Below are 24,633 nucleotides of genomic sequence, written 5' to 3'. Positions count from 1 at the left end.
TCCTCGCGTACGGCGACGGCCTGACCGGGTGCGCGGCCCCGGTCCGCCACCTACGATCCTCCCACGTCCGGAGTGCGGACCCGGCCGCCGGTCCATCAGGCGGACGAGGCGGGGCCGCCGGTCTGCCGCTGCGGCGCGTACGCGTCGAGGAAGTCCGCGCCGCTCGGCTGCGGCGCGGGCTGCGCCTGCTGCGGCGCGTAGGCGCCCAGGTGGTCGCCTCCACTGCCCTGCTGCGGTGCCTGCCGCGCTGCTTGCTGAGGTGCGCACTCCCCCAGGTAGTCCGCTCCACGCCCCTGCCCGTGCCGAGCCGCCGCCTGGACGGGCTGACCGCTCCGCACGGCCCGCCGGTAGGCGATCTTGCGCTTGGGCCCCCTGCGGAACCGAGAGCGGATCCTAGCGGGCCGCGAGAGCGCGTTCGCCCGCTTTTCGCATGGCGTCCAGGGGCGCCGGGGCCAGCCCCGTCATCTGCTCCACCTGCAGCACGGCCTGGTGCACCAGCAGGTCGAGGCCGCTGACGACCGCGCCGCCGTACGCCGACCAGCGGGCGGCGAGGTCGGTCGGCCAGGGGTCGTAGAGGACGTCGAAGAGGGCCGCGGGCCGCTCCGGCACGGACCGGGCGAGGGCGTCGGTGACACCGGCCGGCGTGGTGCTGATCACCAGCGGGGCGCGCAGTGCCTGCTCGGCGTCCGCCCAGTCGGCGATGCGCACCGGGACCTCCAGCCGCTCGGCCCACTGCCGCATCTCGGCGGCCCGGGCCTCGCTGCGGACGTACACGGCGATCTCGCCCGGGCAGATCCGCGACAGCGCGGCCAGCGCGGAGGAGGCGGTGGCACCCGCGCCGAGGACCGCGGCTGCCTCGACCTTGTCGATGCCGTGCTCGCGCAAAGCCGCGACCATGCCGGGGATGTCGGTGTTGTCGCCGGTGCGGCGCCCGTCCGGGGTGCAGACCACCGTGTTGACGGCGTCGACCGAGGCCGCGGTCTCGCTGATCCCGTCGAGCAGCGGGATCACGGCCCGCTTCAGCGGCATGGTCAGCGAGAGCCCCGCCCACTCGGCACCGAGCGTCTCGAAGAATCCGGGCAGGGCGGCCTCGTCGACCTCGAACCTGTCGTACGTCCAGCCGCTCAGCCCCAACTCCTCGTAGGCCGTGCGGTGCAGGACCGGGGAGAGCGAGTGGGCGATCGGGGAGCCGAGTACGGCGGCCCGGCGTGGTGCGGCCATCAGGGTGTTCCTCAGTTGTTGCGCGAGGCGTTGAACTTGTCGACCAGCTTCTGGTGCTCGGCGTTGGTCTTGGTGAACTCACTGGTCTTGCCGTCCAGCGAGATGAAGTAGTACCAGCCGTCGTCCGTCGGATTGAGGGCGCCCTTGATCGCGTCCTCGCCGGGATTGTCGATCGGCCCGGGCGTCAGTCCCTTGTGGAAGTACGTGTTGTACGGGTTGTCGTAGGACCGCAGCTCGCTCAGGCTCAGGTCGATCTTGCTCTGGTTCTTGATGTAGTTGTACGAGGAGTCGAACTCCAGCAAACCGTTGGTCTGCGGGTTTCCGGGCTTCATCCGGTTGTAGACGACCTCGGCCATCTTGCGGAAGTCGGCGTGGCTGGTGCCCTCGGCCTGAACCATGCTCGCGACCGTGACCAGCTGCCAGGGGTCTTCGAGTCCGAGGCTCGCGGCCTTCTTCTCCACCCCGAGCTTCTCGTAGGTCTCGGTGGCCCGCGTCACCATCTGCTTCAGCACGTCTTCGGACTTCTGTCCCTTGGCGATGCCGTAGCTGGAGGGGTAGAGGAACCCTTCCAGCGGGTCCTTGACGTTCGGGTGGTTCAGCGCCCAGGCGGGCAGGCCGAGCTTCTTGTAGTCCTTCTTGGCGACCGCGGCGGTGGTGCCCTCCTTGACCTCCAGCCGCTTGTCGATGAGCCGGTAGATGTCGGCGTTGCGCTTGCCCTCGGCGATGATCAGATTGTCGCGGCTCTCCGGACTGAGCATCAGTTCGACCGCGCTGTCGGCCGACATTTGCTTCTGCAGCGTGTACACGCCGTCCTGGAGCTTCTGGCCGTCGGGGTTGTTCGCCTGCGCCGTGACGAAGGCGTCGACGCTCCTGACGACGCCGGCGTCCTTCAGCACCTGCCCGATCTTGTAGCCGAGCGCTCCCCGGGGGATCTCGACGGTGACCTGCTGCCCGCTGCCGTCGCCCGCGAAGTCCGGGGCGTCGCCGAAACGATCCTGGTAGAACTGGTAGCCGAAGTAGCTGACACCGGCGAGGCCGCCGCCGAGGATCACAACGACCAGCAGGCAGGCCATTCCGCTGCGGCGCTTCTTGGGCTTGCCGCCGCGTTCGCGTTTGTCGTCGCGTCCGCGACGCTTCCTCGGCTCGTCGCCGTCGCCGTCGTCATCGTCGCCGCCGCCCGCGAAGAAGGCGTGCTCGCCCTGGTCGGGTCCGGGGTCCCAGTCGGTCTCCGGCTCCGGCGGCGGCTCGGCCCGGCGCCGGCCGGGAGGCTCCGGCGGCGGATACGCCTCGGGCGTGCCGTAGTAGTCGGACTGGCCCCCGCCGTAGGCGCCGGGCTGCTGCTGCCCGTACGGGTCCCCGGGGTCCCCGGGGTACGACACCTGCTGGTGGCCGCCGGTGGCCCAGCCGCCGTTGTCGTACGGCTGCTGGTGGTACCCCTGGTCCTGCGGGTGACCGTGGTCCCCCTGCCCGGGGTACTGCTGATGCCCGTGGGTCTGGGCCGCGTACTGCTGCTGGTCGTACGGGTAGTGCTGCTGCGCCTGCCCGTATCCGGCCTGCTCACCGGTGCCCCAGTCGCCGTACTGAGCGTGCTGCGGCTGCTCTGGATAGTGCTGCGGCTGGCCGCCGTAGGGGGACTGCTGGCCCGGGTGGGCCTGCTGTCCGCCCCATCCGCCGTCCCCGTACAACGGGTCCTCCGGATGCCACGGTTCGGAGCCTTGGCCCCGGCCATACTCAGTCATCGATCCCCTAGAGCCGCGAGGCGGCGGTCGCTCGGCTTCCGGCCGGGCTTCCGTCCGCCTCTCTCTGGTGCGTCAGCTGTTCGAACACCGGCGCATCGCGCGGAACGTTACCGTATCGCGATCAGATGACCACTTCGACGCCTTCGCCGGGTGCTTTACCTGACACCCGTTCGGATTCAAGCGCCTGCTGGAGGATGACCACCGCAGCTGCCTGGTCGATCACGGAGCGGCCTTTCTTGGACTTCACACCGGAAGCGCGCAGTCCCTGACTGGCCGTCACCGTGGTCATACGTTCGTCAATGAGTCTGACCGGAACCGGGGCGATCATGCGGGCCAGTTCCTGGACGAAGGCGCGGACCTTGACCGCGGCCGGGCCCTCGCCCCCCTTGAGGGAGCGTGGGAGACCGACGACGACCTCAAGCGGCTCGTACTCCTCGACGAGTTGCTTCAACCGTCGCTGAGCTGCGGGGATGTCACGCCCCGGGACCGTCTCCACCGGGGTGGCGAGGATCCCGTCGGGGTCGCACGAGGCGACCCCGATACGGGCGTCCCCGACGTCGATCGCGAGTCGACGTCCTCTGCGCATCTTCCTGACCCGTCTCTTACTTGGCCGTCTCGGCGACCAGGCGCTCCACGGCGTCCACGGCGTCACCGACCGCGGCCGGGTTCTGGCCGCCGCCCTGGGCGACGTCCGGCTTGCCGCCACCGCCGCCACCGAGGGTCTTGGCGGCCGTACGGACCAGGTCGCCGGCCTTGAGGCCGCGCTCGCGGGCGGCCTCGTTGGTGGCGATGACCGTGAGCGGCTTGCCGTTCGCCACCGTGAAGAGGGCCACCACGGCGGCCCGTCCGCCCTGGATGCGTCCGCGCACGTCAAGCACGAGCTTGCGCAGGTCGTCGGCGGTCGTGCCGTCCGGGACCTGACCGGTCACCACAGCAATGCCGCGGACGTCCCTGGCGGACTCGGCGAGACCGGCGGCGGCCTGGAGCACCTTCTCGGCGCGGAACTTCTCGATCTCCTTCTCGGCGTCCTTCAGCTTGCCGAGCATGGCGGAGACCTTCTCCGGGAGCTCCTCGGGACGGCCCTTGATCAGCTCCTGGAGCTGGGCGACGACCGTGTGCTCACGGGCGAGGAAGTTGTAGGCGTCGACACCGACCAGGGCCTCGATGCGGCGAACTCCCGAACCGATGGACGATTCACCGAGCAGCTTCACGAGACCCAGCTGGGCGGTGTTGTGCACATGCGTGCCACCGCACAGCTCCTTGGAGAAGTCGCCGATGGTCACGACGCGCACGCGCTCGCCGTACTTCTCGCCGAACTCGGCGATGGCACCGGCCTTCTTGGCCTCGTCGATGCCCATGACCTCGGCCTGCACGTCGAGGTCGCGGGAGAGGACCTCGTTGATGCGCTGCTCGACGTCGGTCATCACGGCCGTGGGAACGGCGGACGGCGAGCCGAAGTCGAAGCGGAAGCGGCCGGGCTGGTTCTCGGAACCGGCCTGGGCGGCCGTCGGGCCGAGGGCGTCGCGCAGCGCCTGGTGGGTGAGGTGCGTGGCCGAGTGGGCGCGGGCGATGGCCGTGCGGCGACGGGAGTCGATCGAGGCGTGGGCCGTGGCACCGACGGTGACCTCGCCGACCTGGACGACGCCCTTGTGGACGTACACGCCCGGGACCGGCTTCTGGCAGTCGCGGATCTCGATGACGGCACCGGTGTCGACCTTGATCCGGCCGGTGTCGCCGATCTGGCCGCCGCCCTCGGCGTAGAACGGGGTGCGGTCGAGGACGATCTCGACCTCGTCGCCCTCGATGGCGGCCGGGGAGGAGGCACCGTCGACGAGGATGCCGACGATCCTCGACTCGCCCTCGGTGGCGGTGTAGCCGATGAAGTCGGTGGCACCGGCCTGGTCGGCGATCTCGCGGTAGGCGCCGGTGCCGGCGTGGCCGGTCTTCTTGGCCTGGGCGTCGGCCTTGGCGCGCTCCCGCTGCTCCTTCATCAGACGGCGGAAGCCGTCCTCGTCCACGGAGAGGCCCTGCTCGGCGGCCATCTCCAAGGTGAGGTCGATCGGGAAGCCCCAGGTGTCGTGGAGCAGGAAGGCCTTGTCGCCGGCGAGGACGGTGCCGCCGGAGGCCTTGGTGTCGGTGACGGCCGTGTCGAGGATGTTGGTGCCGGCCTTCAGCGTCTTGAGGAAGGCGTTCTCCTCGGCGAGGGCGACCTTCTCGATGCGCTCGCGGTCCGTGACGAGCTCGGGGTACTGCTGGCCCATCATGCCGATCACGGTGTCGATCAGGTCCTTGACGACCGGACCGGTGGCACCGAGCAGGCGCATGTTGCGGATGGCGCGGCGCATGATGCGGCGCAGCACATAGCCGCGGCCCTCGTTGCCCGGGGTGACGCCGTCGCCGATGAGCATCACGGAGGTGCGCATGTGGTCGGTGACCACGCGCAGGGACACGTCCGAGTCGTGGGCGTCGCCGTAGCGGACGCCGGTCAGCTCGGTGGCCTTCTCGATGACGGCCATCGAGGTGTCGATCTCGTACATGTTCTGCACGCCCTGCAGAATCATGGCGAGGCGCTCGAGGCCGAGGCCGGTGTCGATGTTCTTGCTCGGCAGCTCGCCGAGGATCTCGAAGTTGTCCTTGCCGATGCCCTCGCCACGCTCGTACTGCATGAAGACGAGGTTCCAGATCTCCACGTACCGCTCGTCGTTGACGGCGGGTCCGCCCTCGACGCCGAACTCGGGGCCGCGGTCGTAGTTGATCTCGGAGCAGGGACCGCACGGGCCGGGCACGCCCATGGACCAGTAGTTGTCCTTCATGCCGAGGCGCTGGATGCGCTCCTTCGGCACGCCGACGACGTCGTGCCAGATGCGCTCGGCCTCGTCGTCGTCCTTGTAGACGGTGATCCACAGGCGCTCGGGGTCGAGGCCGTAACCGCCCTTGTCCTGGGAGCCGGTGAGCAGCTCCCAGGCGTGCTTGATGGCGCCTTCCTTGAAGTAGTCGCCGAAGGAGAAGTTGCCGCACATCTGGAAGAACGTGCCGTGCCGGGTGGTCTTGCCGACCTCTTCGATGTCCGGCGTGCGGACGCACTTCTGCACGCTGGTGGCGCGGTCGAAGGGCGGCTTGACCTCACCCAGGAAGTAGGGCTTGAAGGGCACCATGCCGGCCGGGACGAGGAGCAGAGTCGGGTCGTCCGCGATGAGCGACGCCGAAGGGACGACGGTGTGACCGCGCTCCTCGAAGAAGCTCAACCAGCGGCGGCGAATCTCAGCCGACTCCATCAGTGGTCCTCATTCCGGTTGTACGAGTACGTCGTCCTGTCGACGGACTTCGGGTTGTTGCGGTTCTCGATGGCGGTGTACCGCCGGGGTGCGGGGAGTTCGGGGTCGCTGTTGATGCCGAGGACATCACCCAGCTCTTCCTCCCGCTGGGCCATGTTGTCCCGGACGTCGAGCGCGAAGTCGACCGCACGGTCCTTGAGCCGGTGGCCTGCCTCGATCGCCCTGGTGCCCGCGGTTCTGGCGAGGCTCTCGGGCGTCAGCTGCTTCAGCTTGCGGTTGACCTTGGTGGTGGCCCACACGCCGGCGGCGACGCCCGTGGTGAACCAGAAGGTACGGCGGAACATCGCTTGCTCTCAGTCCCTCTTCCCTCGGGCGCCGCGTCGAGAGACCGTGCGGCCCACGATCACGGTACGCCTGGACGCCTTGGCGGGCACGTCCTCCTTGCGGCCGCCGAGGGCCCGGCGCACGCCGTAGCCGAAGGCGGCGACCTTGACCAGGGGGCCGCCGAAGGTGGAGGCGACGGTGGTCGACAGCGCGGAGGCGTTCGACGTCACCTCCTGGACGTCGGAGGCGATCGAGTCGACCCGGTCGATCTGGGTCTGCGCGGAGCGCACCGCCGAGGAGGCGTCGGCCAGCAGCGGGACGGCCTGGTCGGTCACGTCCGCCACGAGCTTGGTGGTCGCCTTGAGCGTCTGGGCCAGCCTCGCCAGCGCGACGGCGAGGAAGGAGACCAGGATCGCCCAGAAGACGGCCACCAGGATTCCGGCCACCTCTCCACCGGACACTGTCTGCACCCGCTCCCTGAAACGTGCCTGAACATCTGCCTGAATACGAGAAAGTCGTGCCACGAGCCTATCGCGCCGGGGGTGCGGCTCCGTACCGGATTGCCGCCCGGCGACGGCGGATTCGCGACAGCCCGCCGCCTCGCCCGCCCGGAAGGGACGGAGAGACGGCGGGCTGTCGTACCGCGTGCCTGCCGAGAATCAGCGGGCGTAGTACTCGACGACGAGCTGCTCGTCGCAGATCACCGGGATCTCCTTGCGGTTCGGCTCGCGGTCCAGGCGGAACGCCAGGGCCTTGAGGTTCACCTGGAGGTAGCGCGGGGTCTCGCCGTCGGGGGCGAAGCCACCCTCACGGGCGATCGTGAAGAGCGTCTTCTCCTTGGAGCGGTCGCGGACCTGCACGACGTCGTCCGGACGGACACGGAAGGAGGGCTTGTCGACCTTCTTGCCGTTGACCGCGATGTGGCCGTGGACGACCATCTGGCGGGCCTGGTAGATCGTGCGGGCGATGCCCGAACGCAGGACCAGCGCGTCGAGACGGCGCTCGAGCTCGATGATCAGGGCCTCACCGGTCTTGCCCTGGACCTTGGAGGCACGGTCGTAGGCGCGGACGAGCTGGCGCTCGGACACGTCGTACTGCGCGCGCAGACGCTGCTTCTCGAGCAGACGGACCTTGTAGTCCGAGTTCTGCTTGCGGCCGCGGCCGTGCTCACCCGGGGGGTAGGGGCGGGCCTCGAAGTACTTGACGGCCTTCGGGGTCAGCGCGATGCCGAGGGCACGCGACTTCTTGACCTTGGGGCGGGACTGGTTCGCCACTGTCTTTTTCTCTTTCCTGGTTTCCGGCTTGTCAGGGTTATGGGAGGTCGCATCCGCAGCCGGGGAAACCCTCCGGGTCCGCTGGCGGACCTGTCGGGCAGCCGCTCCCTGGTCTGGGCACATACGTGCAGCACGCGAGTGGCCCACCGGCCGGTCCCGTCGTGCGACGGGTGGTGGTGGGCTGCCCGCGACACCGTTCGACGGTGCGCGACGCTCCTGGAGCCGGTCCGGGGATCGGCTCCGGCCGACTGTCCCGTTCTGACTGCACGGGACGCGGCACTCCGGCTGAGTTTACAGGGTGCTCAGGACCGCTTTCGACCGAGGTTCTTCCGGGTCCATTCGACCGCGTCCGCGTAGCGGGCCTCCGCGCCGTGCCGGGTCGGTGTGTAGTACTCGCGGTCCTTGAGCGCGTCCGGGGCGTACTGCTGGGCGGCGATGCCCTCGGTCAGGTCGTGGGGGTAGACGTAGCCCTGGCCGTGGCCGATCTTGGTCGCGCCCTTGTAGTGGCTGTCGCGCAGGTGCGCGGGCACGGACCCGGCGAGCCCCTTGCGTACGTCCTCCAGGGCGGCGCCGATCGCGGTGGTCGCGGCGTTGGACTTGGGCGCCAGGGCGAGGGCGATCGTGGCGTGGCTGAGGGTGAGGGCGGCCTCGGGGAAGCCGATCATGGCGACGGCCTGGGCTGCGGCGACCGCGATCTGCAGGGCGTTCGGATCGGCCAGGCCGATGTCCTCGCTGGCGGAGATCATCAGGCGGCGGGCGATGAAACGGGGGTCCTCGCCGGCCTCGATCATCCGGGCCAGGTAGTGCAGGGCGGCGTCGACGTCGGAGCCGCGGATGGACTTGATCAGGGCGCTGGCCACGTCGTAGTGCTGGTCGCCGTCGCGGTCGTACTTCACGGCGGCCCGGTCGACCGTCTCCTCCAGGGTGGTCAGGCCGATCTCCGTCTCGCCCTTGTCGAGGGCTGCTCCGGCGGCCGCCTCCAGGGCGGTGAGGGCGCGGCGGGCGTCGCCGCCGGCGATGCGCAGGAGGTGGTTCTCGGTCTCCTCGGGGAGGGCGACGGCGTCCCTGAGGCCGCGCTCGTCGGTGAGGGCGCGGCGGAGAAGGCCCTTGATGTCGTCGTCCGTGAGCGGTTCGAGGGTGAGCAGCAAGGAGCGGGAGAGCAGGGGCGAGATCACCGAGAAGTACGGGTTCTCCGTCGTCGCCGCGATCAGCGTCACCCAGCGGTTCTCCACCGCCGGGAGCAGGGAGTCCTGCTGGGCCTTGCTGAAGCGGTGGATCTCGTCGAGGAAGAGGACGGTCTCCTTGCCGTAGCCGCCGGAGGCGCGGCGGGCGCCGTCGATGACCGCGCGGACCTCCTTGACGCCCGCGGTGATCGCCGACAGTTCGACGAAGCGGGCGTCGGTGGCCTTGGAGACGACATACGCCAGGGTGGTCTTGCCGGTGCCGGGCGGGCCCCAGAGGATCACGGAGGAGGCGCCGGCGGGGCCGGAGGCCTCGCCGACCAGTCTGCGCAGGGGCGAGCCCGGCTTCAGCAGATGCTGCTGGCCCACGACCTCGTCGAGGGTGCGCGGGCGCATCCGCACGGCCAGGGGGCTGCTGGACGGCTCCTTCTCCTGGCGTTCTTCTGCTGCGGCGGTGAACAGGTCGGGCTCCACGTCAGAAACCCTAAATCACGGCACTGACAATCCCGCGGGGCCCCGGAGCGGCCGGGGTCAGCTGGTCCAGAAGTCCCACCAGCGGGTCAGGATCAGCATGCCGATGATCCCGATGTGCAGCACGGGCAGGACCCAGGTGAACTCGCCGAAGAAGCTCTTGAGCCAAGTCGGGGCCGGGAGGAAGCCCTTGCGGATGTTGAACGACGTCACGTACCAGAACATGAGGATCGTCGCGACCCAGGCGAGGGAGCACCACAGGCACAGTGCGTTGATCCGGTACAGGGACTGGAACATCAGCCAGGCGCAGAAGACGACGCCGAACAGGCAGCCGGCGTTGAAGGTGAGCCAGTACCAGCGCGGGTAGCGGGCGCGGGCGAGGAGGCTGATGCCGACGGCGATGACGATGCCGTAGCAGACGAGGCCGAGCATGGGGTTCGGGAAGCCGAAGACGGCGGCCTGCTTGCTCTCCATGACGCTGCCGCAGGAGACGACGGGGTTGAGGCTGCAGCCGGGCGTGAACGTCTTGCCCTCGACCTTGGCCTCGAGGAGCTTGAACTTGTCGATCGTGATGACCCAGGCGGCGAGCAGTCCGGCCGCGCCGGTGATCACCAGCAGCAGGGCGAGGGCCCGGCTGCCGCCCTCGGTGCGGGGCGCGATCTCGGCGCGCTCCGACTCGGGCTCCATGGAGACGTCCTTGACTGTCGTCTTGCTCATCACGCCGATTCCGTCGCTTGAGACCTGACCAACTTCGGGCATGGCCATTGTGCCGCACACGGAGGTCTGTCCACCGTTCAGTGGACATAAGGATGTCCGCACGGTCGGCCCTGAGCATTCGGTTCCGGCCGACGATCGTCGCATGACAGCACACGGGTACGACCTCGCCGTGGACGTGCGGGGGCTGCGCAAGCGCTACGGGGACGTGACCGCCGTCGACGGTGTCGATCTAGGCATCCGGCGCGGCGAGGTGTTCGGCCTGCTGGGACCCAACGGCGCGGGCAAGAGCACCACGGTGGAGATCCTCCAGGGCAACCGGGCCCGGGACGCGGGCGAGGTGTCCGTGCTCGGGTCGGACCCGGCGACCGCCACGCGCGCGTGGCGCTCACGCGTCGGAATCGTCTGGCAGGACGAATCCGCGCCCGCCGAGTTGACGGTCCGGGAGACCGTACGGCACTTCGCCCGCTACTACCCCCGGCCGCGCGACCCCGAGGAGGTCATCGGCCTGGTCGGTCTGGAGACGAAGGCGGACAGCCGGATCAAGGCGCTGTCGGGCGGTCAGCGCCGGCGCCTGGACGTGGCGCTCGGCGTGATCGGCGACCCGGACCTGCTCCTCCTGGACGAGCCGACGACCGGGTTCGACCCGGCGGCCAGGCGGCAGTTCTGGTCGCTGATCCGCGCTCTGGCCGACGACGGCACGACGATCCTGCTGACCACCCACTACCTGGAGGAGGCGGAGGCGCTCGCGCACCGGCTGGCCATCGTCGCCAAGGGCCGGATCGTCGCCGAGGGCGAGCCCGGTGCGCTGCGGGAGCGGTACGGCACCGAGGCCGTCGTCGAGTGGACCGAGCCGGACGGCAGTGCGCGCAGCGCGCGCACCGAGACGCCGACCCGCACGATCGCCGGGCTCCTGCACCGCTTCGACGGCGAGATCCCGGGGCTGACGGTGAGCCGCCCCACGCTGGAGGACGTCTACCTCCGGCTCACCGGACAGGAGGAGAGGGCATGACCACGACCGTCGTGCGGGAGCGCGGTGAGGTCGGTGCGGAGCGGCTGCCCGGTGCGTGGGGGCTCGGGCTGCGGCGGGGCGCGCTGGAGATCAAACAGTTCTTCCGGCAGCGCGACCAGGTGGTATTCACCTTCGCCTTCCCGGTCGTCTTCCTGTTCCTGTTCGCGTCGATCTTCAAGGACGACGTGGAGGGCGCGGGGATCACCGCCTCGCAGCTGTACGTCCCGGCGATGATGGCCGCCGGCATCATGTCGACGAGTTTCCAGGCGCTCGGCATCTCGATCGCCGTCGAGCGGCAGGAGAAGGTGCTGCGCCGGCTGCGCGGCACCCCGATGCCACCTACGGCGTACTTCCTCGGCAAGATCTGGCTGGTTCTCTTCACGGGTCTGCTGGAGACCGTGATTTTGCTCCTGATCGGCACCGCCTTCTACGACGTGGCCCTGCCCTCGGACGCGGTCCGCTGGTTCGATCTGGTGTGGATCTTCGTGCTGGGGATCACGGCGTGCGCCCTGCTCGGCATCGCGATCAGTTCGGTGCCGAAGTCCGCGAACAGTGCCAGTTCGGTGGTCGTCCTGCCGTTCCTGGTACTGCAGTTCATCTCCGGGGTGTACATCGCCATCGGCACCATTCCGGACTGGATGCTGACCGTCGGTGCGCTGTTCCCGCTGAAGTGGATGTGCCAGGGGCTGCGCGGGGTGTTCCTGCCGGAGTCGGCGCAGGTGCTGGAGCAGGCGGGGAGTTGGGAACACGGACGCGTGGCTCTGGTGCTCGCCGCATGGTGCGTCGGAGGATTGGCGCTGTGCCTGCTGACGTTCCGCTGGAAGGACCGGCGCGAGGGATGAGCGATGCGGCGGATGCCGGCAGCGCCTACACCTGGGAGCGCTCGTTCCGGCTCTGGGACACGTACTTCGCGCTCATCTGGGTCGTCACCGTGGCCTATGTGCTGGCCGCGGAGCATCCCGGCTGGCCGGTCCGTGCGATCGCCGCGGCGCTGCTCGTCCCGCTGGTCCCGCTGTACGTGGGGGTCGGGCGCCGGCTGATCCAGGGCGACCCGCCCGACCAGCGACAGGCGATCGGCTGTCTGGCGGCGGCGCTGGCGTTGTTCCTGCCGTCGGCGGTGCTCGCCGGCGAGACGCGGCTGCTGGCCTTCGCGCTGATCCCGCAGTGCTTCATGACCCTGCGGTCGCGGTCGGCGCTGGTGGCCGTGGCCGTGATCAACCTCGTGCCCGTGGCGGGTTGGGCGCTGCTGTGGCGTCCCGACACCCGGGACGTGGTCTTCAACGTGCTGTTCTGCGTGGTCACGCTGGTGTTCTCGGTGGCGCTCGGCAGCTGGACGATCCGGATCATCGAGCAGAGCCAGGAGCGGGCCGAGTTGATCGCGGAGCTGGACGCGAGCCGGCACGAGATCGGCCGGCTGTCCGAGGCCCATGGGGCGCTGGCCGAGCGGGAGCGGCTGACCCGGGAGATCCACGACACCCTCGCGCAGGGGTTCACGAGTGTGGTGATGCTGGTCCAGGCGGTCGAGGCGGAGCTGGATCACGACGTCCCCGCGGCGCGGCGTCATCTGCGGCTGATGGACGAGACGGCCCGGCAGAACCTCGCCGAGGCCCGCGCCCTGGTCGCCGGGGGCGCTCCCGCGGACCTGGACGGCGCGTCCCTGCCGGACGCGTTGCGCAGGCTCGCCGCGCGCCATGACGGGACGCTGGAGGTGACCGGGCCGGTCCGGACGCTGCCCGCCGGGCCCGAGGTGGTCGCCTTGCGCGCCTGCCAGGAGGCGCTGGCCAACGCCCGTAAGCACGCGGGGAGTCCGGTGCGGGTCGGGGTGTCGCTGGCGTACGGGGACGACTCGCTCATGGTGTCCGTGCGGGACGACGGCCGCGGCTTCGACCCGGCGGTGGTCCGCGGCGGATACGGTCTCGCGGGGCTGCGGGCCCGGGCCGTCGAGGTGGGCGGAACCGCTGAGGTGCGCAGTGCCCCGGGTGACGGCACGGCCGTGACCGTCCGGCTGCCGGTCGTGAGGAGGGAGCTGCCGTGATCCGGATCATCCTGGCCGACGACCATCCCGTCGTACGGGAGGGGCTGCGGGCGATGCTCAGTGCCGAGCCCGACCTGGAGGTCGTCGCCGACGCGTCCAGTGGTCCGCAGGCGGAGGCGCTGGCGGCGGAGTTGCGGCCGGACATCGTGCTGATGGATCTGCGGATGCCCGGGGGCGGGGGTGTGGACTCCATCGTGCGGATGACGGGGGCCGGGCTGCCGTGCCGGGTGGTCGTGCTGACGACGTACGAGACGGACCGGGACATCCTGCGGGCGGTGGAGGCCGGAGCCGCGGGCTATCTGCTGAAGGACCTGCCGCGTGCCGAACTCGCGGAGGCCGTACGGGCGGCGGCGCGTGGTGAGACGGTCCTGGCGCCGTCCGTCGCGGCCCGGCTGGTGGACCAGCTGCGGACCAGGCCGGAGCGCCCGCGGCTGTCGGAGCGCGAGGTGGCGGTGCTGCGGCTGGTCGCGGAGGGCTGCACCAACGCGGAGATCGGTCGCCGGTTGTTCATCGGCGAGTCGACGGTGAAGACGTATCTGCTGCGGATCTTCGGCAAGCTGGGGGTGGACGACCGGACCGCCGCGGTGACGAGCGCGATGCGGTTCGGGCTGCTGGAGCAGTGAGGAAGGCGCCGGGGTCTCCGGCGCCTTCGCGCTCACGTCAGCCCAGCCGGGCTTCCAGTTCCGCCACGATCTCGTTCACGCCCACCGCCGTCTGCTCGCCCGACTCCATGTCCTTGAGCTGGACGACGCCCTCGGCGAGGTCCCTCTCCCCCGCCACGACCGTGTAGCGGGCGCCGCTGCGGTTGGCGTTCTTCATGGCACCCTTGAGGCCCTTGGAGCCGTAGGAGAAGTCGGCCGCGATGCCGTTCTTGCGCAGTTCCGTGACCTTGGCGAACAGGACCCGGCGGGCCTCCTCGCCGAGCGGGACGGCGAACACGCTGGTGGTGGCGGGGAGTTCGAGCTCGACGCCCTCCGCCTCCAGGGCGAGGACCGTGCGGTCGACGCCGAGGGCCCAGCCGACGGACGGCAGGGCCGGGCCGCCGATCATCTCGGAGAGACCGTCGTATCGGCCGCCGCCGCCCACCGCGGACTGGGAGCCCAGACCGTCGTGGACGAACTCGAAGGTGGTGCGGGTGTAGTAGTCCAGGCCGCGGACCAGCTTCACGTCGTCCTCGAAGGCGACGCCCGCCGCCGTGATCAGCTCGCGGACCTCCTCGTGGTACGCCTTGCACGCGTCACAGAGGTAGTCGCGCAGCAGCGGGGCGTCCCCCAGCTGCTTCTGGACCGACTCACGCTTGTCGTCCAGGACGCGCAGCGGGTTGATCTCCGCCCGGCGCAGGGTGTCCTCGTCCAGGTCCAGGCCGCGCAGGAAGTCCTGCAGCGCCGTGCGGTACACCGGGCGGCACTCCTGGTCGCCCAGGCTGTTGAGCAGGATCCGGAAGTCGCTCAGGCCCAGCGAGCGGTACGCCTGGTCGGCCAGGATGATCAGCTCGGCGTCCAGCGCCGGGTCCTCCGCGCCGATCGCCTCGGCACCGACCTGCGAGAAGTGGCGGTAACGGCCCTTCTGGGGACGCTCGTAGCGGTAGTACGAGCCGGAGTACCAGAGCTTGACCGGGAGGTTGCCCGCCTTGTGCAGGTTGGCCTCCAGCGCGGCACGCAGGACGGACGCCGTGCCTTCGGGGCGCAGGGCCAGCCTGTCGCCACCCTTGGTCTCGAAGGCGTACATCTCCTTCGTCACGATGTCCGTCGACTCGCCGACACCGCGTGCGAAGAGCTCGACGTTCTCGAAGCCCGGCGTCTCGATGTAGCCGTAGCCGGAGTCCCGCAGCGGCGCGGCGATCGCCTCACGGACCGCCAGGTACTTCGCGGAGTCCGGCGGGATCAGGTCGTACGTGCCCTTGGGGGCCTTGAAGGTGCTCACGGAAGGTCTCGTCACATTCCTCGTCGGGGAGCGGGCTGAGCTCCCTGGCCGGCTGCCACCTGCCGCAGATACGGATTGGTGGCGCGCTCCTGGCCGATGGTCGTCTGGGGGCCGTGGCCGGACAGCACCACGGTCGAGTCGTCGAGCGGCAGGCACACGCGGCCCAGCGAGTCGAGCATCTCGGCCATGTCGCCGCCGGGCAGGTCGGTGCGTCCGATGGAGCCGGCGAACAGCAGGTCGCCCGAGAACAGGATCGGCGGGATGTCCGCCGCCTCGGGCAAACCGAAGGTCACCGACCCCTTGGTATGGCCGGGCGCGTGCGCGACGGACAGCTCCAGGCCCGCCAGCTCCAGCTTCGCCCCGTCGGCCAGCTCCTTGACGTCGTCCGGCTCCCCCACGGTCAGTTCACCCAGGAGCGGCATCCCGATGGAACGGCCGATCCCCTTCTCGGGGTCGTTCATCATGTACCGGTCGTCGGGGTGGATCCAGGCGGGCACGTCGTGCGCGCCGCACACCGGGACGACCGAGGCGACATGGTCGATGTGGCCGTGGGTGAGGACGACGGCGACGGGCTTGAGCCGATGCTTTCTGATCGCTTCCTCGACGCCGTCGGCGGCCTGATGGCCGGGGTCGATGATCACGCACTCCTCACCGGCGGCGGGGGCGACGAGATAGCAGTTCGTCCCCCAGGCCCCGGCGGGGAACCCGGCAATGAGCACGATCGTCCTTCGTTGTGTCGATACGGGAGGCTGCGGCTGGTGACAGAGCCTACCGGCGCTGCCGATTCCTCAGCGAACCCATATACGGTACGGGGCACACGCAGGCGCTCGGCACACAGGACGCTCGCGTACCGGTCGACGTTCGAGACCCATGAGGAGAGAACCCGGTGGTCAGCCAGGAACAGCGGCGGCGTCAGCTCGCCCGGGAGAAGTTCTTGCGGCAGCAGCAGCGACGCACGGACGCTCGACGCAAGGCCCGTATCCGCAACTCCGTGATCGCCTCGGCTCTCGGCGTGATCGTGGTGCTCTCCGTGACGGTCTTCCTGACCAAGCCGTTCGAGGACGACGGCAGGCCGAAGAATGCGAACGCGGACGTCACGCCGAGCGCCACGCCCAGCAAGGCCCCGGACCCGTGCGAGAAGCCCGCCGCGGGCAAGGTCGAGTCGCAGACCTGGAAGAAGGAACCTGCGATGTCGATCGACGAGTCGGCGAAGTACACGATGAAGCTGGACACGACGTGCGGCGAGATAGACGTCGCGCTGAAGGCGTCGGCGGCGCCGCACACCGTCAACTCGTTCAACTACCTTCTCGGCAAGGGGTACTTGGACCACAGCAAGTGCCACCGGCTCACCAACCAGGGCATCTACGTCCTGCAGTGCGGTGACCCGCAGGGCACCGGCATGGGCGGACCCGGCTACACGATCCCGGACGAGAACCTCAAGGACAAGAGCCTCAAGGGCGGGGTGTACCCGGCGGGCACGGTCGCGATGGCGAACCAGTACAACGCCCAGACGAAGCAGGGGCGGGACAGCGGCGGCAGCCAGTTCTTCCTCGTCTACCAGGACAGTCAGCTGCCGCCCGACTACACACCGTTCGGTACGGTGTCCGAGGCGGGCATGAAGGTTCTGACGAAGATCGCCAAGGCCGGAGCGGAGGCTCCCGACCCTCAGACGGGCAACACGGCGCCCAACGCGACGGTCGTGATCAACAAGGCCACGATCACCGAATCCTGACCCCCAACTGCGAAATTTCGGTCGCGCGGGATGCGGACACGCCCCCCGCCGGTCGCCTATGTTGGCCGTGACGAAACTGTGGACGATGCCCGGGGGTGCTGAGGCCCCTCGCAGGCATCATGTGGAGGAGGCGCTGTGAGCAGCGACCCGTGGGGCCGCGTCGACGAGACGGGGACCGTGTACGTGCGTACGGCCGACGGCGAGCAGGTTGTCGGCTCTTGGCAGGCAGGCACTCCCGAAGAGGCGCTGGCCTATTTCGAGCGCAAGTACGAGGGCCTGGTTGTCGAGATCGGCCTCCTCGAGAAGCGAGTGAAGACCACCGACCTGTCGGCCAAGGACGCCCAGGTCGCCATCGACCACATCCGGGAGCAGGTCGACGCCCACCACGTGGTGGGCGACCTGGATGCCCTGCGGGTCCGGCTGGACAAGCTCGTGGAACAGGTGGAGGCGCGCCGCGAGGAGCGCAAGGCGCAGCGGGCGCGGCAGTCCGACGAGGCGCGCAAGTCCAAGGAGGCGCTGGTCGCCGAGGCGGAGGAGCTGTCCCGGTCCGACCAGTGGCGGGCGGCCGGTGAGCGGCTGCGGGCCCTGGTGGACACCTGGAAGGGCCTGCCCCGCCTGGACCGCAAGTCCGACGACGACCTGTGGCACCGGTTCTCGCACGCGCGGTCGGCGTTCTCCAAGCGGCGCAAGCAGCACTTCGCGCAGCTGGACGCCCAGCGCGAGGAGGCGCGGCGGACCAAGGAGCGGCTGGTCTCCGAGGCCGAGGCACTGTCGAACTCGACGGACTGGGGCGTGACGGCCGCGCGCTACCGCGAGCTGATGGCCGAGTGGAAGGCCGCGGGCCGTGCCCAGCGTGAGCACGAGGACGATCTGTGGAACCGCTTCCGCGGTGCCCAGGACGTCTTCTTCGCGGCCCGCAGCTCGGTCTTCGCCGAGCGGGACGCCGAGCAGTCGGAGAACCTGAAGCTCAAGGAGGAGCTGGCCGAGGAGGCCGAGAAGCTCCTGCCGGTCACGGACCTGAAGGCGGCCCGGGCCGCGTTCCGTTCCGTCAACGAGCGCTGGGAGGCCATCGGCCATGTGCCGCGCGACGCGCGGCCCAAGGTCGAGGGCCGGATGCACGCCGTCGAGCGGGCCCTCCAGGAGTCCGAGGAGGCCGAGTGGCGCCGGACGAACCCGGAGGCACGCGCGCGTGCCGAGGGTCTGACCGGCCAGCTCCAGGCCGCCGTGGACAAGCTGCGGGGCCAGATCGAGCAGGCCCGTACGCAGGGCAACAACGCCAGGGCCGACAAGCTCGAGCGTGAGCTCGAGGGTCGCCAGGCGCTGCTGGACCAGGCGCAGAAGGGCCTGCAGGAGTTCGGAGGCTGATCAACACCTCAAAAGGGGGCTCCCGTACCTGTGCGGTACGGGAGCCCCCTTTCGCGTGGTCCCTACGACCTGCTGCGTGCCGACGTCACCCGGTACACGTCATAGACGCCCTCCACGCCCCGGACCGCCTTCAGCACATGGCCGAGATGCTTCGGGTCGCCCATCTCGAAGGTGAAGCGGGAGGTGGCGACGCGGTCGCGGGAGGTCTGGACGGCCGCGGAGAGGATGTTGACGTGCTGGTCGGACAGCACCCGGGTGACGTCCGACAGCAGCCGGGAGCGGTCCAGCGCCTCGACCTGGATGGCGACCAGGAAGACCGAGGACTGGGTGGGCGCCCACTCGACCTCGAGGATGCGCTCGGGCTCGCGGGACAGTGACTCCACGTTCACGCAGTCGTTGCGGTGAACCGATACACCGCTACCGCGGGTGACGAAGCCGATGATGGGGTCGCCCGGTACGGGCGTGCAGCAGCGGGCCAGCTTGACCCACACGTCGTCGACGCCCTTCACGACGACGCCCGGGTCGGCGCTGGAGCGGCGTTTGCGGCTGCGTCCGGGGGCCGGCGGGACCGACTCGTCGATCTCCTCGGTGGCGGCCTCCTCGCCGCCGAGGGCCTGGACGAGCTTCTGCACGATGTTCTGCGCGGAGACATGGCCCTCGCCGATCGCCGCGTACAGCGCGGAGATGTCCGCGTAGCGCATCTCGTGCGCGAGGGTCACCAGGGAGTCGCCGGTCAGGATGCGCTGGATCGGCAGGTTCTGCTTGCGCATCGCGCGGACGATGGCGTCCTTGCCCTGCTCGATCGCCTCGTCGCGGCGCTCCTTGGAGAACCAGGCCCGGATCTTGTTGCGGGCGCGCGGCGACTTGACGAAGCCGAGCCAGTCGCGGGAGGGACCGGCGCCGGCCGCCTTGGAGGTGAAGACCTCGACCAGGTCGCCGTTGTCGAGGGTGGATTCGAGCGGGACCAGGCGGCCGTTGACGCGGGCGCCGATCGTGCGGTGCCCGACCTCGGTGTGGACCGCGTACGCGAAGTCCACCGGGGTGGCACTCGCCGGGAGCGCTATGACGTCGCCCTTGGGGGTGAAGACGAAGACCTCGTTGCGGGAGAGGTCGAAGCGCAGGGACTCCAGGAACTCGCCGGGGTCCTCGGTCTCCTTCTGCCAGTCCAGCAGCTGGCGCAGCCAGGCCATGTCGTTGAGGTGGTCGTCCTTGCTCTTGCCGGACGACTTGGGGGCGTCGGTGCGCACCTTCGAGGTGCCGGCGACGGCCTCCTGCTTGTACTTCCAGTGCGCGGCGATGCCGTACTCGGCGCGGCGGTGCATGTCGAAGGTGCGGATCTGCAGCTCGACGGGCTTGCCGCCGGGGCCGATCACCGTCGTGTGCAGCGACTGGTACATGTTGAACTTGGGCATCGCGATGTAGTCCTTGAACCGGCCGGGGACCGGGTTCCATCGCGCGTGCACGGTGCCGAGGGCCGCGTAGCAGTCGCGGACGGTGTCCACGAGGACGCGGATGCCCACCAGGTCGTAGATCTCCGCGAAGTCACGGCCGCGGACGATCATCTTCTGGTAGACGCTGTAGTAGTGCTTGGGCCGGCCGGTCACGGTCGCCTTGATGCGGGCCGCCCGAAGGTCCTGCTGGACCTCGTCGGTGACTATGGCGAGGTATTCGTCGCGCTTGGGGGCGCGCTCGGCGACCAGGCGGACGATCTCGTCGTACATCTTGGGGTAGAGGATCGCGAAGGCGAGGTCCTCCAGCTCCCACTTGATGGTGTTCATGCCCAGCCGGTGGGCGAGCGGCGCGTAGATCTCCAGGGTCTCGCGCGCCTTCTTCTCCTGCTTCTCGCGCTTGAGGTAGCGCATGGTGCGCATGTTGTGCAGGCGGTCGGCGAGCTTGATGACCAGGACGCGGGGGTCCTTGGCCATGGCGACGACCATCTTGCGCACGGTCTCGGCCTGGGCCGCCTCGCCGAACTTGACCTTGTCCAGCTTGGTGACGCCGTCGACGAGCAGGGTGACGACGTCGCCGAAGTCACGGCGCAGGTCGTCCAGGCCGTACTCGGTGTCCTCGACCGTGTCGTGCAGCAGACCGGCCATCAGCGTGGCCGGGTCCATGCCCAGCTCGGCGAGGATGGTGGTCACGGCGAGGGGGTGCGTGATGTACGGGTCGCCGCTCTTGCGCTTCTGGCCGCGGTGCCAGCGCTCGGCGACCTGGTAGGCCTTCTCGATCTGGCGGAGCGTCGCGGTCTCGATCTTCGGGTCGTTGCCGCGCACTATGCGCAGCAGGGGCTCCAGCACGGGGTTGTACGGGTTGGCGCGCTGGACGCCGAGCCGGGCGAGGCGGGCACGGACGCGGTTGGAAGACCCGGTGCGGGCGGGCTGGCCGCCTGCCTGGCGCACCGCGGGAGGGGCCGGCTTGGGGCGCGACTGCTCGGCGGGCTTGTCGACGGGCGCCGACTGGGCGTGCTCGACCGGCCCGCGTGTGTCGTTCTTCGCGTGCGGCGCGTTGGGCGCGGGCTTGGCCGCTGCCGAGGCGGACTCGGGCTTGGCGGCGGTCAGGTGCTGGGCCTCGTCTGACAAGAGGGCTCCTCGTGCGCGTTCCGGGTCCCCCGGTCAGGCTCCGGAGACCCCATGGTAGCCATCCTGTGCCCCAGGATCGCCTTCAGGCCAATGTGAGGACCGTCTACCCCGGGAACGCGAGAGGCGGGCACCGGATTCCTCCGGGCCCGCCTCCGCGGTGTCGTGCCGGTGTCCACCGGGCTGCCGTGGGCTTTCTAGACCGTGAGCAGCGCCTGCAGCGGAGCGCCGTTCAGAGCCGGCTCCAGGCGGGCGCGGCCGCCGAGGAAGCCGAGCTCCATGAGCACGGCCAGACCGGCGACCTCGGCGCCGGCCCGGCGGATGAGCTGGACCGAGGCCTCGGCGGTGCCGCCGGTGGCGAGGACGTCGTCGACGATCAGGACGCGGTCGTCGGCGACCAGGTCCTCGGCGTGCACCTCGATCTCCGCCGAGCCGTACTCCAGGTCGTAGGCCTGGCCGAGGGTGGCTCCGGGGAGCTTGCCCGCCTTGCGTACGGGGATGAAGCCGAGGCCGGCGCGGACGGCGACCGGGGCGCCGAGGATGAAGCCGCGGGCCTCGAGGCCGACGATCTTGGTGGCGCCGGCACTCTCGGCGATCTCCGCGAGCGCGTCGGTGAGCGCGGTGAACGCCGCCGGGTCCGCCAGGAGCGGGGTGATGTCCTTGAACATCACGCCCGGCTCCGGGTAGTCGGCCACGTCCCTGATGCGGCTGAGCAGCAGTTCCTTGATGTCGGTCATCGGCGCTTCCCCGAGGGGCGGCCCCGGCCGCGAGTGCGGGACGCGGGCTGGTTGCGCGGCCCGACGACCGCGGGTGCGGCGTCGTCGGGCTCGTCGGCGTAGGCCTCGTCCCCGGTCTCCGTCTCAGGGGTCTCGCCCTTGGCCCGCTTGGCCAGGACGCGCTTCTTCAGGGCCTTCATCTGCGGCTCGCGCTCCTTGAGGTCGGCGACGAGCGGCGTGGCGATGAAGATCGAGGAGTACGCACCGGCGGCGAGACCGACGAACAGCGACAGCGAGATGTCGTTCAGCATGCCGGCGCCGAGGACACCGCCGCCGATGAACAGCAGGCCCGCGACCGGCAGCAGCGCGACCACCGTGGTGTTGATCGAGCGGACCAGGGTGCTGTTGATCGAGCGGTTGGCGACGTCGCTGTAGGTCCAGCGGGTCTGCTTGGTGATGTCCTTGGTCTGTTCCTTGAGGCTGTCGAAGACCACGACCGTGTCGTAGAGCGAGTAGCCGAGGATCGTGAGCAGACCGATCACCGTGCCGGGCGTGACCTCGAAGCCGACCAGGGCGTAGATGCCGACCGTGATGGTGATGTCGTGGATCAGTGCGACGAAGGCGGCGATGGCCATGCGCCACTCGAAGGCGATCGCCAGATAGATCACCACGAGGATCAGGAAGATGCCGAGGCCCTGCCAGGCCTTGTTGGCGATCTGCTCACCCCAGCTGGGGCCGACCAGTTCGGCGTTGATCTGCTCCGTGTCGATCTTGAAATCGTCGGCGAGCGTGTTCTTGATCTTGTTTGCCGCGTCGGTGTCGATGCCCGCGACCTGGATACGCATGCTGCCGTCGCCGAGCTTCTGGACGATCGCGTCGTGGCCGGAGGCCTCCTCCGCGTACGACTCGGCCTGGGACACCGAGGCGCTTGTGCCCTTGGGGGTGGTGAAGACGGCGCCGCCCTGGAACTCGATGCCCATGTTCAGGCCGCGCACCGCCAGGCCGGCGATGGCCAGGATGGTGATCAGGATCGAGACGCTGTACCAGATCTTGCGGTTCTTGACGAAGTCGTAGCCGACCTCGCCGCGGTGGAGTCGGGCGCCGAGGTTGCCGAGTTTCGACATCTCAGGCCTCCTTCGGGTCGGCAGGGGCGGCGGGGCGGCGGGTACGGCGCAGCGGCGGCTGGGCGCCCAGGCTCTTCGGGTCGAGACCGGACCACTTGTGGCCGTTCGCGAAGAACGGGCGGCGGGCCATCAGGGTCAGCAGCGGCTTGGTGAAGAGGAACACGACGACCACGTCGAGCAGGGTCGTCAGACCGAGCGTGAACGCGAAGCCCTGGACCTTGCCGACGGTGACGGCGAAGAGCACCGCGGCGGCGAGGAACGACACGAAGTCGGAGACGAGGATGGTGCGCCGGGCGCGCGGCCAGGCCCGCTCGACGGCGGGGCGCAGGCTGCGGCCCTCCCGGATCTCGTCGCGGACACGTTCGAAGTACACGATGAACGAGTCCGCTGTGATGCCGATCGCGACGATGGCACCGCACACCGCCGGCAGGTTCAGCGCGAAGCCGATGGCCGGGCCCAGCAGGGCCATGAGCGTGTAGGTGAGAGCGGCGGAGACCAGCAGCGAGAGGATCGCGATGAACGACAGGCCGCGGTAGTAGGCCAGCAGATAGATGACGACCAGCGCGAGACCGATCGCGCCGGCGATCAGCCCGGCCTGCAACTGGTCACCGCCCAGCGCGGCGGTCACGGTCGTCATGCTGTCCACCTTGAAGGTCAGTGGCAGCGCACCGTAGCTCAGCATGTTGGACAGGTCCTGCGCGGACTGCTGGGTGAAGTTGCCGGAGATCTCCGCGTTGCCGCCGGTCAGAGCCTGCCTGACGGACGGGTCGGAGACCACGTCGCCGTCCAGGACGATCGCGAACTGGTTCTGCGGCTGCTGGTTCTGCGCCAGCTTGCCGGTGATGTCGCCGAACTTCTTGGCGCCCGCGTCGGTGAAGTCCATCTGGACCGTCCAGCCGGCGCCGGTCTGCGTGTTCAGGGTCGCCTGGGCCTTGTCGACGTCGGTGCCGTCGACCGCGGCGGGGCCGAGGATGTACTTCTGCCACTGGCCCCCCGAGTTCTGGCCGCAGGCCAGGGCCATCTCGGAGGCCTTGACGCCTTCACCGACCGTGGCGCGGGTCTTCTCGTTGGTGCAGTCGAGTGCCGCGTACTGCGCCTGGAGCTTGCTCTGGTCGTCGCCGGAGGTTCCGCCGGTGGCGGACGGGGAGGGGCTGGCCTTCCCCTTGTCCGAGGCGCCGGCGGACGGCGTCGCGTCGGCCTTCAGCGCGTCGGTGACCGCACGGCCCTGCGTCGTCGGGCTCGCCGACGGGGAGGCGGAGTTCTTGTCGGTGGCCTCGGGCTTGTCGGTGGCCTTGCCGGACGGCTTGTCCGACGGACTTCCGGAGGGGTTCGGCGAAGGGCTGGCCTTGCCGGCTCCGCCGGAGACCTCGGTCGTGAGGACCGGGCGGAAGTACAGCTTGGCGGTGGTGCCGACCTGCTTGCGGGCCTGTTCCGAGTTGGTGCCCTTGGGAATGTTGACGATGATGTTTTCCCGGCCCTGCGTCTGGACCTCGGACTCGGAGACGCCCAGACCATTGACACGGCGCTCCATGATGGAGACCGCCGTGTTCATGTTGGTCTGATTGATCGCCGACTCGTTGCCGGCCTCGGGGACCGCGCGGAGCGTGATGCTCGTACCGCCGGCCAGGTCGATGCCGAGACGCGGCTTCGTGTGCCCCGAGGCGAACATCCCACCGGTGAGCGCCACGATGGCGATCAGGATCAGGGCCAGCGAGCGCCCCGGCTTGCTCTGGGCGCTCGCGCTCCGGCCCTTCTTGGGTGTGGCCACCTTCTCGTACTCCCTCTCGGGCCGCCTCGCTCCGGATCGGCGGGAAGGCGGCCATGACTAATGTCGGGACTCCGTGCGAGCTGGGCGTGGGGGGGGGGGGGGGGGGGGGGGGGGGGGGGGGGGGGGGGGGGGGGGGGGGGGGGGGGGGGGGGGGGGGGGGGGGGGGGGGGGGGGGGGGGGGGG

At 69.9% G+C, this 24,633-nt stretch carries 22 protein-coding genes; 6 read left to right on the top strand and 16 right to left on the bottom strand.

Features of this window, described 5'->3' with window-relative positions; all coding sequences use genetic code 11:
* Positions 1-95: 95 nt before the first annotated feature.
* From ACZ6I3_RS32670 to ACZ6I3_RS32625, 10 genes are all read right to left on the bottom strand, one after another.
* Complete coding sequence (locus tag ACZ6I3_RS32670; RefSeq protein ID WP_469419584.1) at positions 96-338, bottom strand: hypothetical protein; 243 nt, start codon at positions 336-338, stop codon at positions 96-98.
* Positions 339-393: 55 nt separating this feature from the next.
* Complete coding sequence (locus ACZ6I3_RS32665; protein ID WP_469419582.1) at positions 394-1,221, bottom strand: shikimate dehydrogenase; 828 nt, start codon at positions 1,219-1,221, stop codon at positions 394-396.
* Positions 1,222-1,232: 11 nt separating this feature from the next.
* Positions 1,233-2,960, bottom strand: a complete 1,728-nt coding sequence (mltG, locus tag ACZ6I3_RS32660) for an endolytic transglycosylase MltG (RefSeq protein ID WP_469419581.1) — start codon at positions 2,958-2,960, stop codon at positions 1,233-1,235.
* Positions 2,961-3,081: 121 nt separating this feature from the next.
* Positions 3,082-3,546 carry a Holliday junction resolvase RuvX gene (ruvX, locus tag ACZ6I3_RS32655; protein ID WP_382497604.1) on the bottom strand — a complete coding sequence of 155 codons (465 nt, stop codon included), beginning with the start codon at positions 3,544-3,546 and terminating at the stop codon, positions 3,082-3,084.
* Between the two features lie 16 nt (positions 3,547-3,562).
* Complete coding sequence (alaS, locus tag ACZ6I3_RS32650) at positions 3,563-6,235, bottom strand: alanine--tRNA ligase (protein ID WP_469419579.1); 2,673 nt, start codon at positions 6,233-6,235, stop codon at positions 3,563-3,565.
* On the bottom strand, positions 6,235-6,579 hold the full coding sequence (locus tag ACZ6I3_RS32645) for a hypothetical protein (RefSeq protein ID WP_469419577.1): 345 nt from the start codon (positions 6,577-6,579) through the stop codon (positions 6,235-6,237). The genes alaS and ACZ6I3_RS32645 overlap by 1 nt, the downstream gene beginning before the upstream one ends.
* Positions 6,580-6,588: 9 nt before the next feature.
* Positions 6,589-7,029: a DUF948 domain-containing protein gene (locus ACZ6I3_RS32640; protein ID WP_215122628.1), complete on the bottom strand. Its 441-nt coding sequence runs from the start codon at positions 7,027-7,029 to the stop codon at positions 6,589-6,591.
* A 189-nt stretch (positions 7,030-7,218) separates the two neighbouring features.
* On the bottom strand, positions 7,219-7,833 hold the full coding sequence (rpsD, locus tag ACZ6I3_RS32635; protein WP_193480208.1) for a 30S ribosomal protein S4: 615 nt from the start codon (positions 7,831-7,833) through the stop codon (positions 7,219-7,221).
* Between the two features lie 302 nt (positions 7,834-8,135).
* Positions 8,136-9,488 (bottom strand): replication-associated recombination protein A, encoded by a 1,353-nt coding sequence (locus ACZ6I3_RS32630; protein WP_469419575.1) that lies wholly within the window; start codon positions 9,486-9,488, stop codon positions 8,136-8,138.
* Between the two features lie 57 nt (positions 9,489-9,545).
* The gene (locus ACZ6I3_RS32625) at positions 9,546-10,202 is read right to left on the bottom strand and encodes a vitamin K epoxide reductase family protein (RefSeq protein WP_469419574.1); all 657 of its coding nucleotides are present in this window, start codon (positions 10,200-10,202) and stop codon (positions 9,546-9,548) included.
* A 142-nt stretch (positions 10,203-10,344) separates the two neighbouring features.
* On the opposite strand from ACZ6I3_RS32625, the gene ACZ6I3_RS32620 reads away from it, so the two are divergent.
* Genes ACZ6I3_RS32620 through ACZ6I3_RS32605 form a run of 4 tightly spaced genes read left to right on the top strand, consistent with a single transcriptional unit; the run spans position 10,345 to position 13,869 of the window.
* On the top strand, positions 10,345-11,211 hold the full coding sequence (locus tag ACZ6I3_RS32620; protein ID WP_469419573.1) for an ABC transporter ATP-binding protein: 867 nt from the start codon (positions 10,345-10,347) through the stop codon (positions 11,209-11,211).
* Entirely contained in the window at positions 11,208-12,053 is an 846-nt protein-coding gene (locus ACZ6I3_RS32615; RefSeq protein ID WP_469419571.1) for an ABC transporter permease, read from the top strand. Before ACZ6I3_RS32620 ends, ACZ6I3_RS32615 begins: the two co-directional genes overlap by 4 nt.
* The gene (locus ACZ6I3_RS32610; RefSeq protein ID WP_469419570.1) at positions 12,050-13,246 is read left to right on the top strand and encodes a sensor histidine kinase; all 1,197 of its coding nucleotides are present in this window, start codon (positions 12,050-12,052) and stop codon (positions 13,244-13,246) included. Before ACZ6I3_RS32615 ends, ACZ6I3_RS32610 begins: the two co-directional genes overlap by 4 nt.
* Entirely contained in the window at positions 13,243-13,869 is a 627-nt protein-coding gene (locus tag ACZ6I3_RS32605; protein ID WP_469419568.1) for a response regulator, read from the top strand. The genes ACZ6I3_RS32610 and ACZ6I3_RS32605 overlap by 4 nt, the downstream gene beginning before the upstream one ends.
* 37 nt (positions 13,870-13,906) lie before the next feature.
* On the opposite strand, the gene hisS is transcribed toward ACZ6I3_RS32605, so the two are convergent.
* Both hisS and ACZ6I3_RS32595 read right to left on the bottom strand, forming a co-directional pair.
* Positions 13,907-15,169 carry a histidine--tRNA ligase gene (gene hisS, locus ACZ6I3_RS32600; protein WP_469419567.1) on the bottom strand — a complete coding sequence of 421 codons (1,263 nt, stop codon included), beginning with the start codon at positions 15,167-15,169 and terminating at the stop codon, positions 13,907-13,909.
* 11 nt (positions 15,170-15,180) lie between these two features.
* The gene (locus ACZ6I3_RS32595; protein WP_469419565.1) at positions 15,181-15,888 is read right to left on the bottom strand and encodes an MBL fold metallo-hydrolase; all 708 of its coding nucleotides are present in this window, start codon (positions 15,886-15,888) and stop codon (positions 15,181-15,183) included.
* Between the two features lie 167 nt (positions 15,889-16,055).
* Here ACZ6I3_RS32595 and ACZ6I3_RS32590 point away from each other — a divergent pair, with 167 nt between their 5' ends.
* Both ACZ6I3_RS32590 and ACZ6I3_RS32585 read left to right on the top strand, forming a co-directional pair.
* Complete coding sequence (locus ACZ6I3_RS32590) at positions 16,056-16,901, top strand: peptidylprolyl isomerase (RefSeq protein WP_469419563.1); 846 nt, start codon at positions 16,056-16,058, stop codon at positions 16,899-16,901.
* A 135-nt stretch (positions 16,902-17,036) separates the two neighbouring features.
* The gene (locus ACZ6I3_RS32585; RefSeq protein ID WP_469419562.1) at positions 17,037-18,266 is read left to right on the top strand and encodes a DUF349 domain-containing protein; all 1,230 of its coding nucleotides are present in this window, start codon (positions 17,037-17,039) and stop codon (positions 18,264-18,266) included.
* 62 nt (positions 18,267-18,328) lie between these two features.
* Here the strand turns inward: ACZ6I3_RS32585 and relA are convergent, their stop codons facing one another.
* From relA to secD, 4 genes are all read right to left on the bottom strand, one after another.
* Complete coding sequence (gene relA, locus ACZ6I3_RS32580; protein ID WP_469419560.1) at positions 18,329-20,845, bottom strand: GTP pyrophosphokinase; 2,517 nt, start codon at positions 20,843-20,845, stop codon at positions 18,329-18,331.
* A gap of 194 nt (positions 20,846-21,039) precedes the next feature.
* On the bottom strand, positions 21,040-21,579 hold the full coding sequence (locus ACZ6I3_RS32575; RefSeq protein ID WP_469419558.1) for an adenine phosphoribosyltransferase: 540 nt from the start codon (positions 21,577-21,579) through the stop codon (positions 21,040-21,042).
* On the bottom strand, positions 21,576-22,682 hold the full coding sequence (secF, locus tag ACZ6I3_RS32570) for a protein translocase subunit SecF (RefSeq protein WP_469419557.1): 1,107 nt from the start codon (positions 22,680-22,682) through the stop codon (positions 21,576-21,578). The genes ACZ6I3_RS32575 and secF overlap by 4 nt, the downstream gene beginning before the upstream one ends.
* A gap of 1 nt (position 22,683) precedes the next feature.
* The gene (gene secD / locus ACZ6I3_RS32565) at positions 22,684-24,450 is read right to left on the bottom strand and encodes a protein translocase subunit SecD (RefSeq protein ID WP_469419556.1); all 1,767 of its coding nucleotides are present in this window, start codon (positions 24,448-24,450) and stop codon (positions 22,684-22,686) included.
* Positions 24,451-24,633 lie beyond the last annotated feature (183 nt).

It is taken from the genome of Streptomyces sp. NPDC041940 (assembly GCF_055589465.1).
Note: the sequence above shows the minus strand (reverse complement) of the source record. Positions and strands in the feature narration are given on the sequence as shown.

What these genes read in the sequence shown, in the direction of transcription:
- ACZ6I3_RS32665 (WP_469419582.1), bottom strand. Translation starts at nt 1,221, where the DNA reads ATGGCCGCACCACGCCGGGCCGCCGTACTCGGCTCCCCGATCGCCCAC.
- mltG (WP_469419581.1), bottom strand. Translation starts at nt 2,960, where the DNA reads ATGACTGAGTATGGCCGGGGCCAAGGCTCCGAACCGTGGCATCCGGAG.
- ruvX (WP_382497604.1), bottom strand. Translation starts at nt 3,546, where the DNA reads ATGCGCAGAGGACGTCGACTCGCGATCGACGTCGGGGACGCCCGTATC.
- alaS (WP_469419579.1), bottom strand. Translation starts at nt 6,235, where the DNA reads ATGGAGTCGGCTGAGATTCGCCGCCGCTGGTTGAGCTTCTTCGAGGAG.
- ACZ6I3_RS32645 (WP_469419577.1), bottom strand. Translation starts at nt 6,579, where the DNA reads ATGTTCCGCCGTACCTTCTGGTTCACCACGGGCGTCGCCGCCGGCGTG.
- ACZ6I3_RS32625 (WP_469419574.1), bottom strand. Translation starts at nt 10,202, where the DNA reads ATGAGCAAGACGACAGTCAAGGACGTCTCCATGGAGCCCGAGTCGGAG.
- ACZ6I3_RS32620 (WP_469419573.1), top strand. Translation starts at nt 10,345, where the DNA reads ATGACAGCACACGGGTACGACCTCGCCGTGGACGTGCGGGGGCTGCGC.
- ACZ6I3_RS32615 (WP_469419571.1), top strand. Translation starts at nt 11,208, where the DNA reads ATGACCACGACCGTCGTGCGGGAGCGCGGTGAGGTCGGTGCGGAGCGG.
- ACZ6I3_RS32610 (WP_469419570.1), top strand. Translation starts at nt 12,050, where the DNA reads ATGAGCGATGCGGCGGATGCCGGCAGCGCCTACACCTGGGAGCGCTCG.
- ACZ6I3_RS32575 (WP_469419558.1), bottom strand. Translation starts at nt 21,579, where the DNA reads ATGACCGACATCAAGGAACTGCTGCTCAGCCGCATCAGGGACGTGGCC.
- secF (WP_469419557.1), bottom strand. Translation starts at nt 22,682, where the DNA reads ATGTCGAAACTCGGCAACCTCGGCGCCCGACTCCACCGCGGCGAGGTC.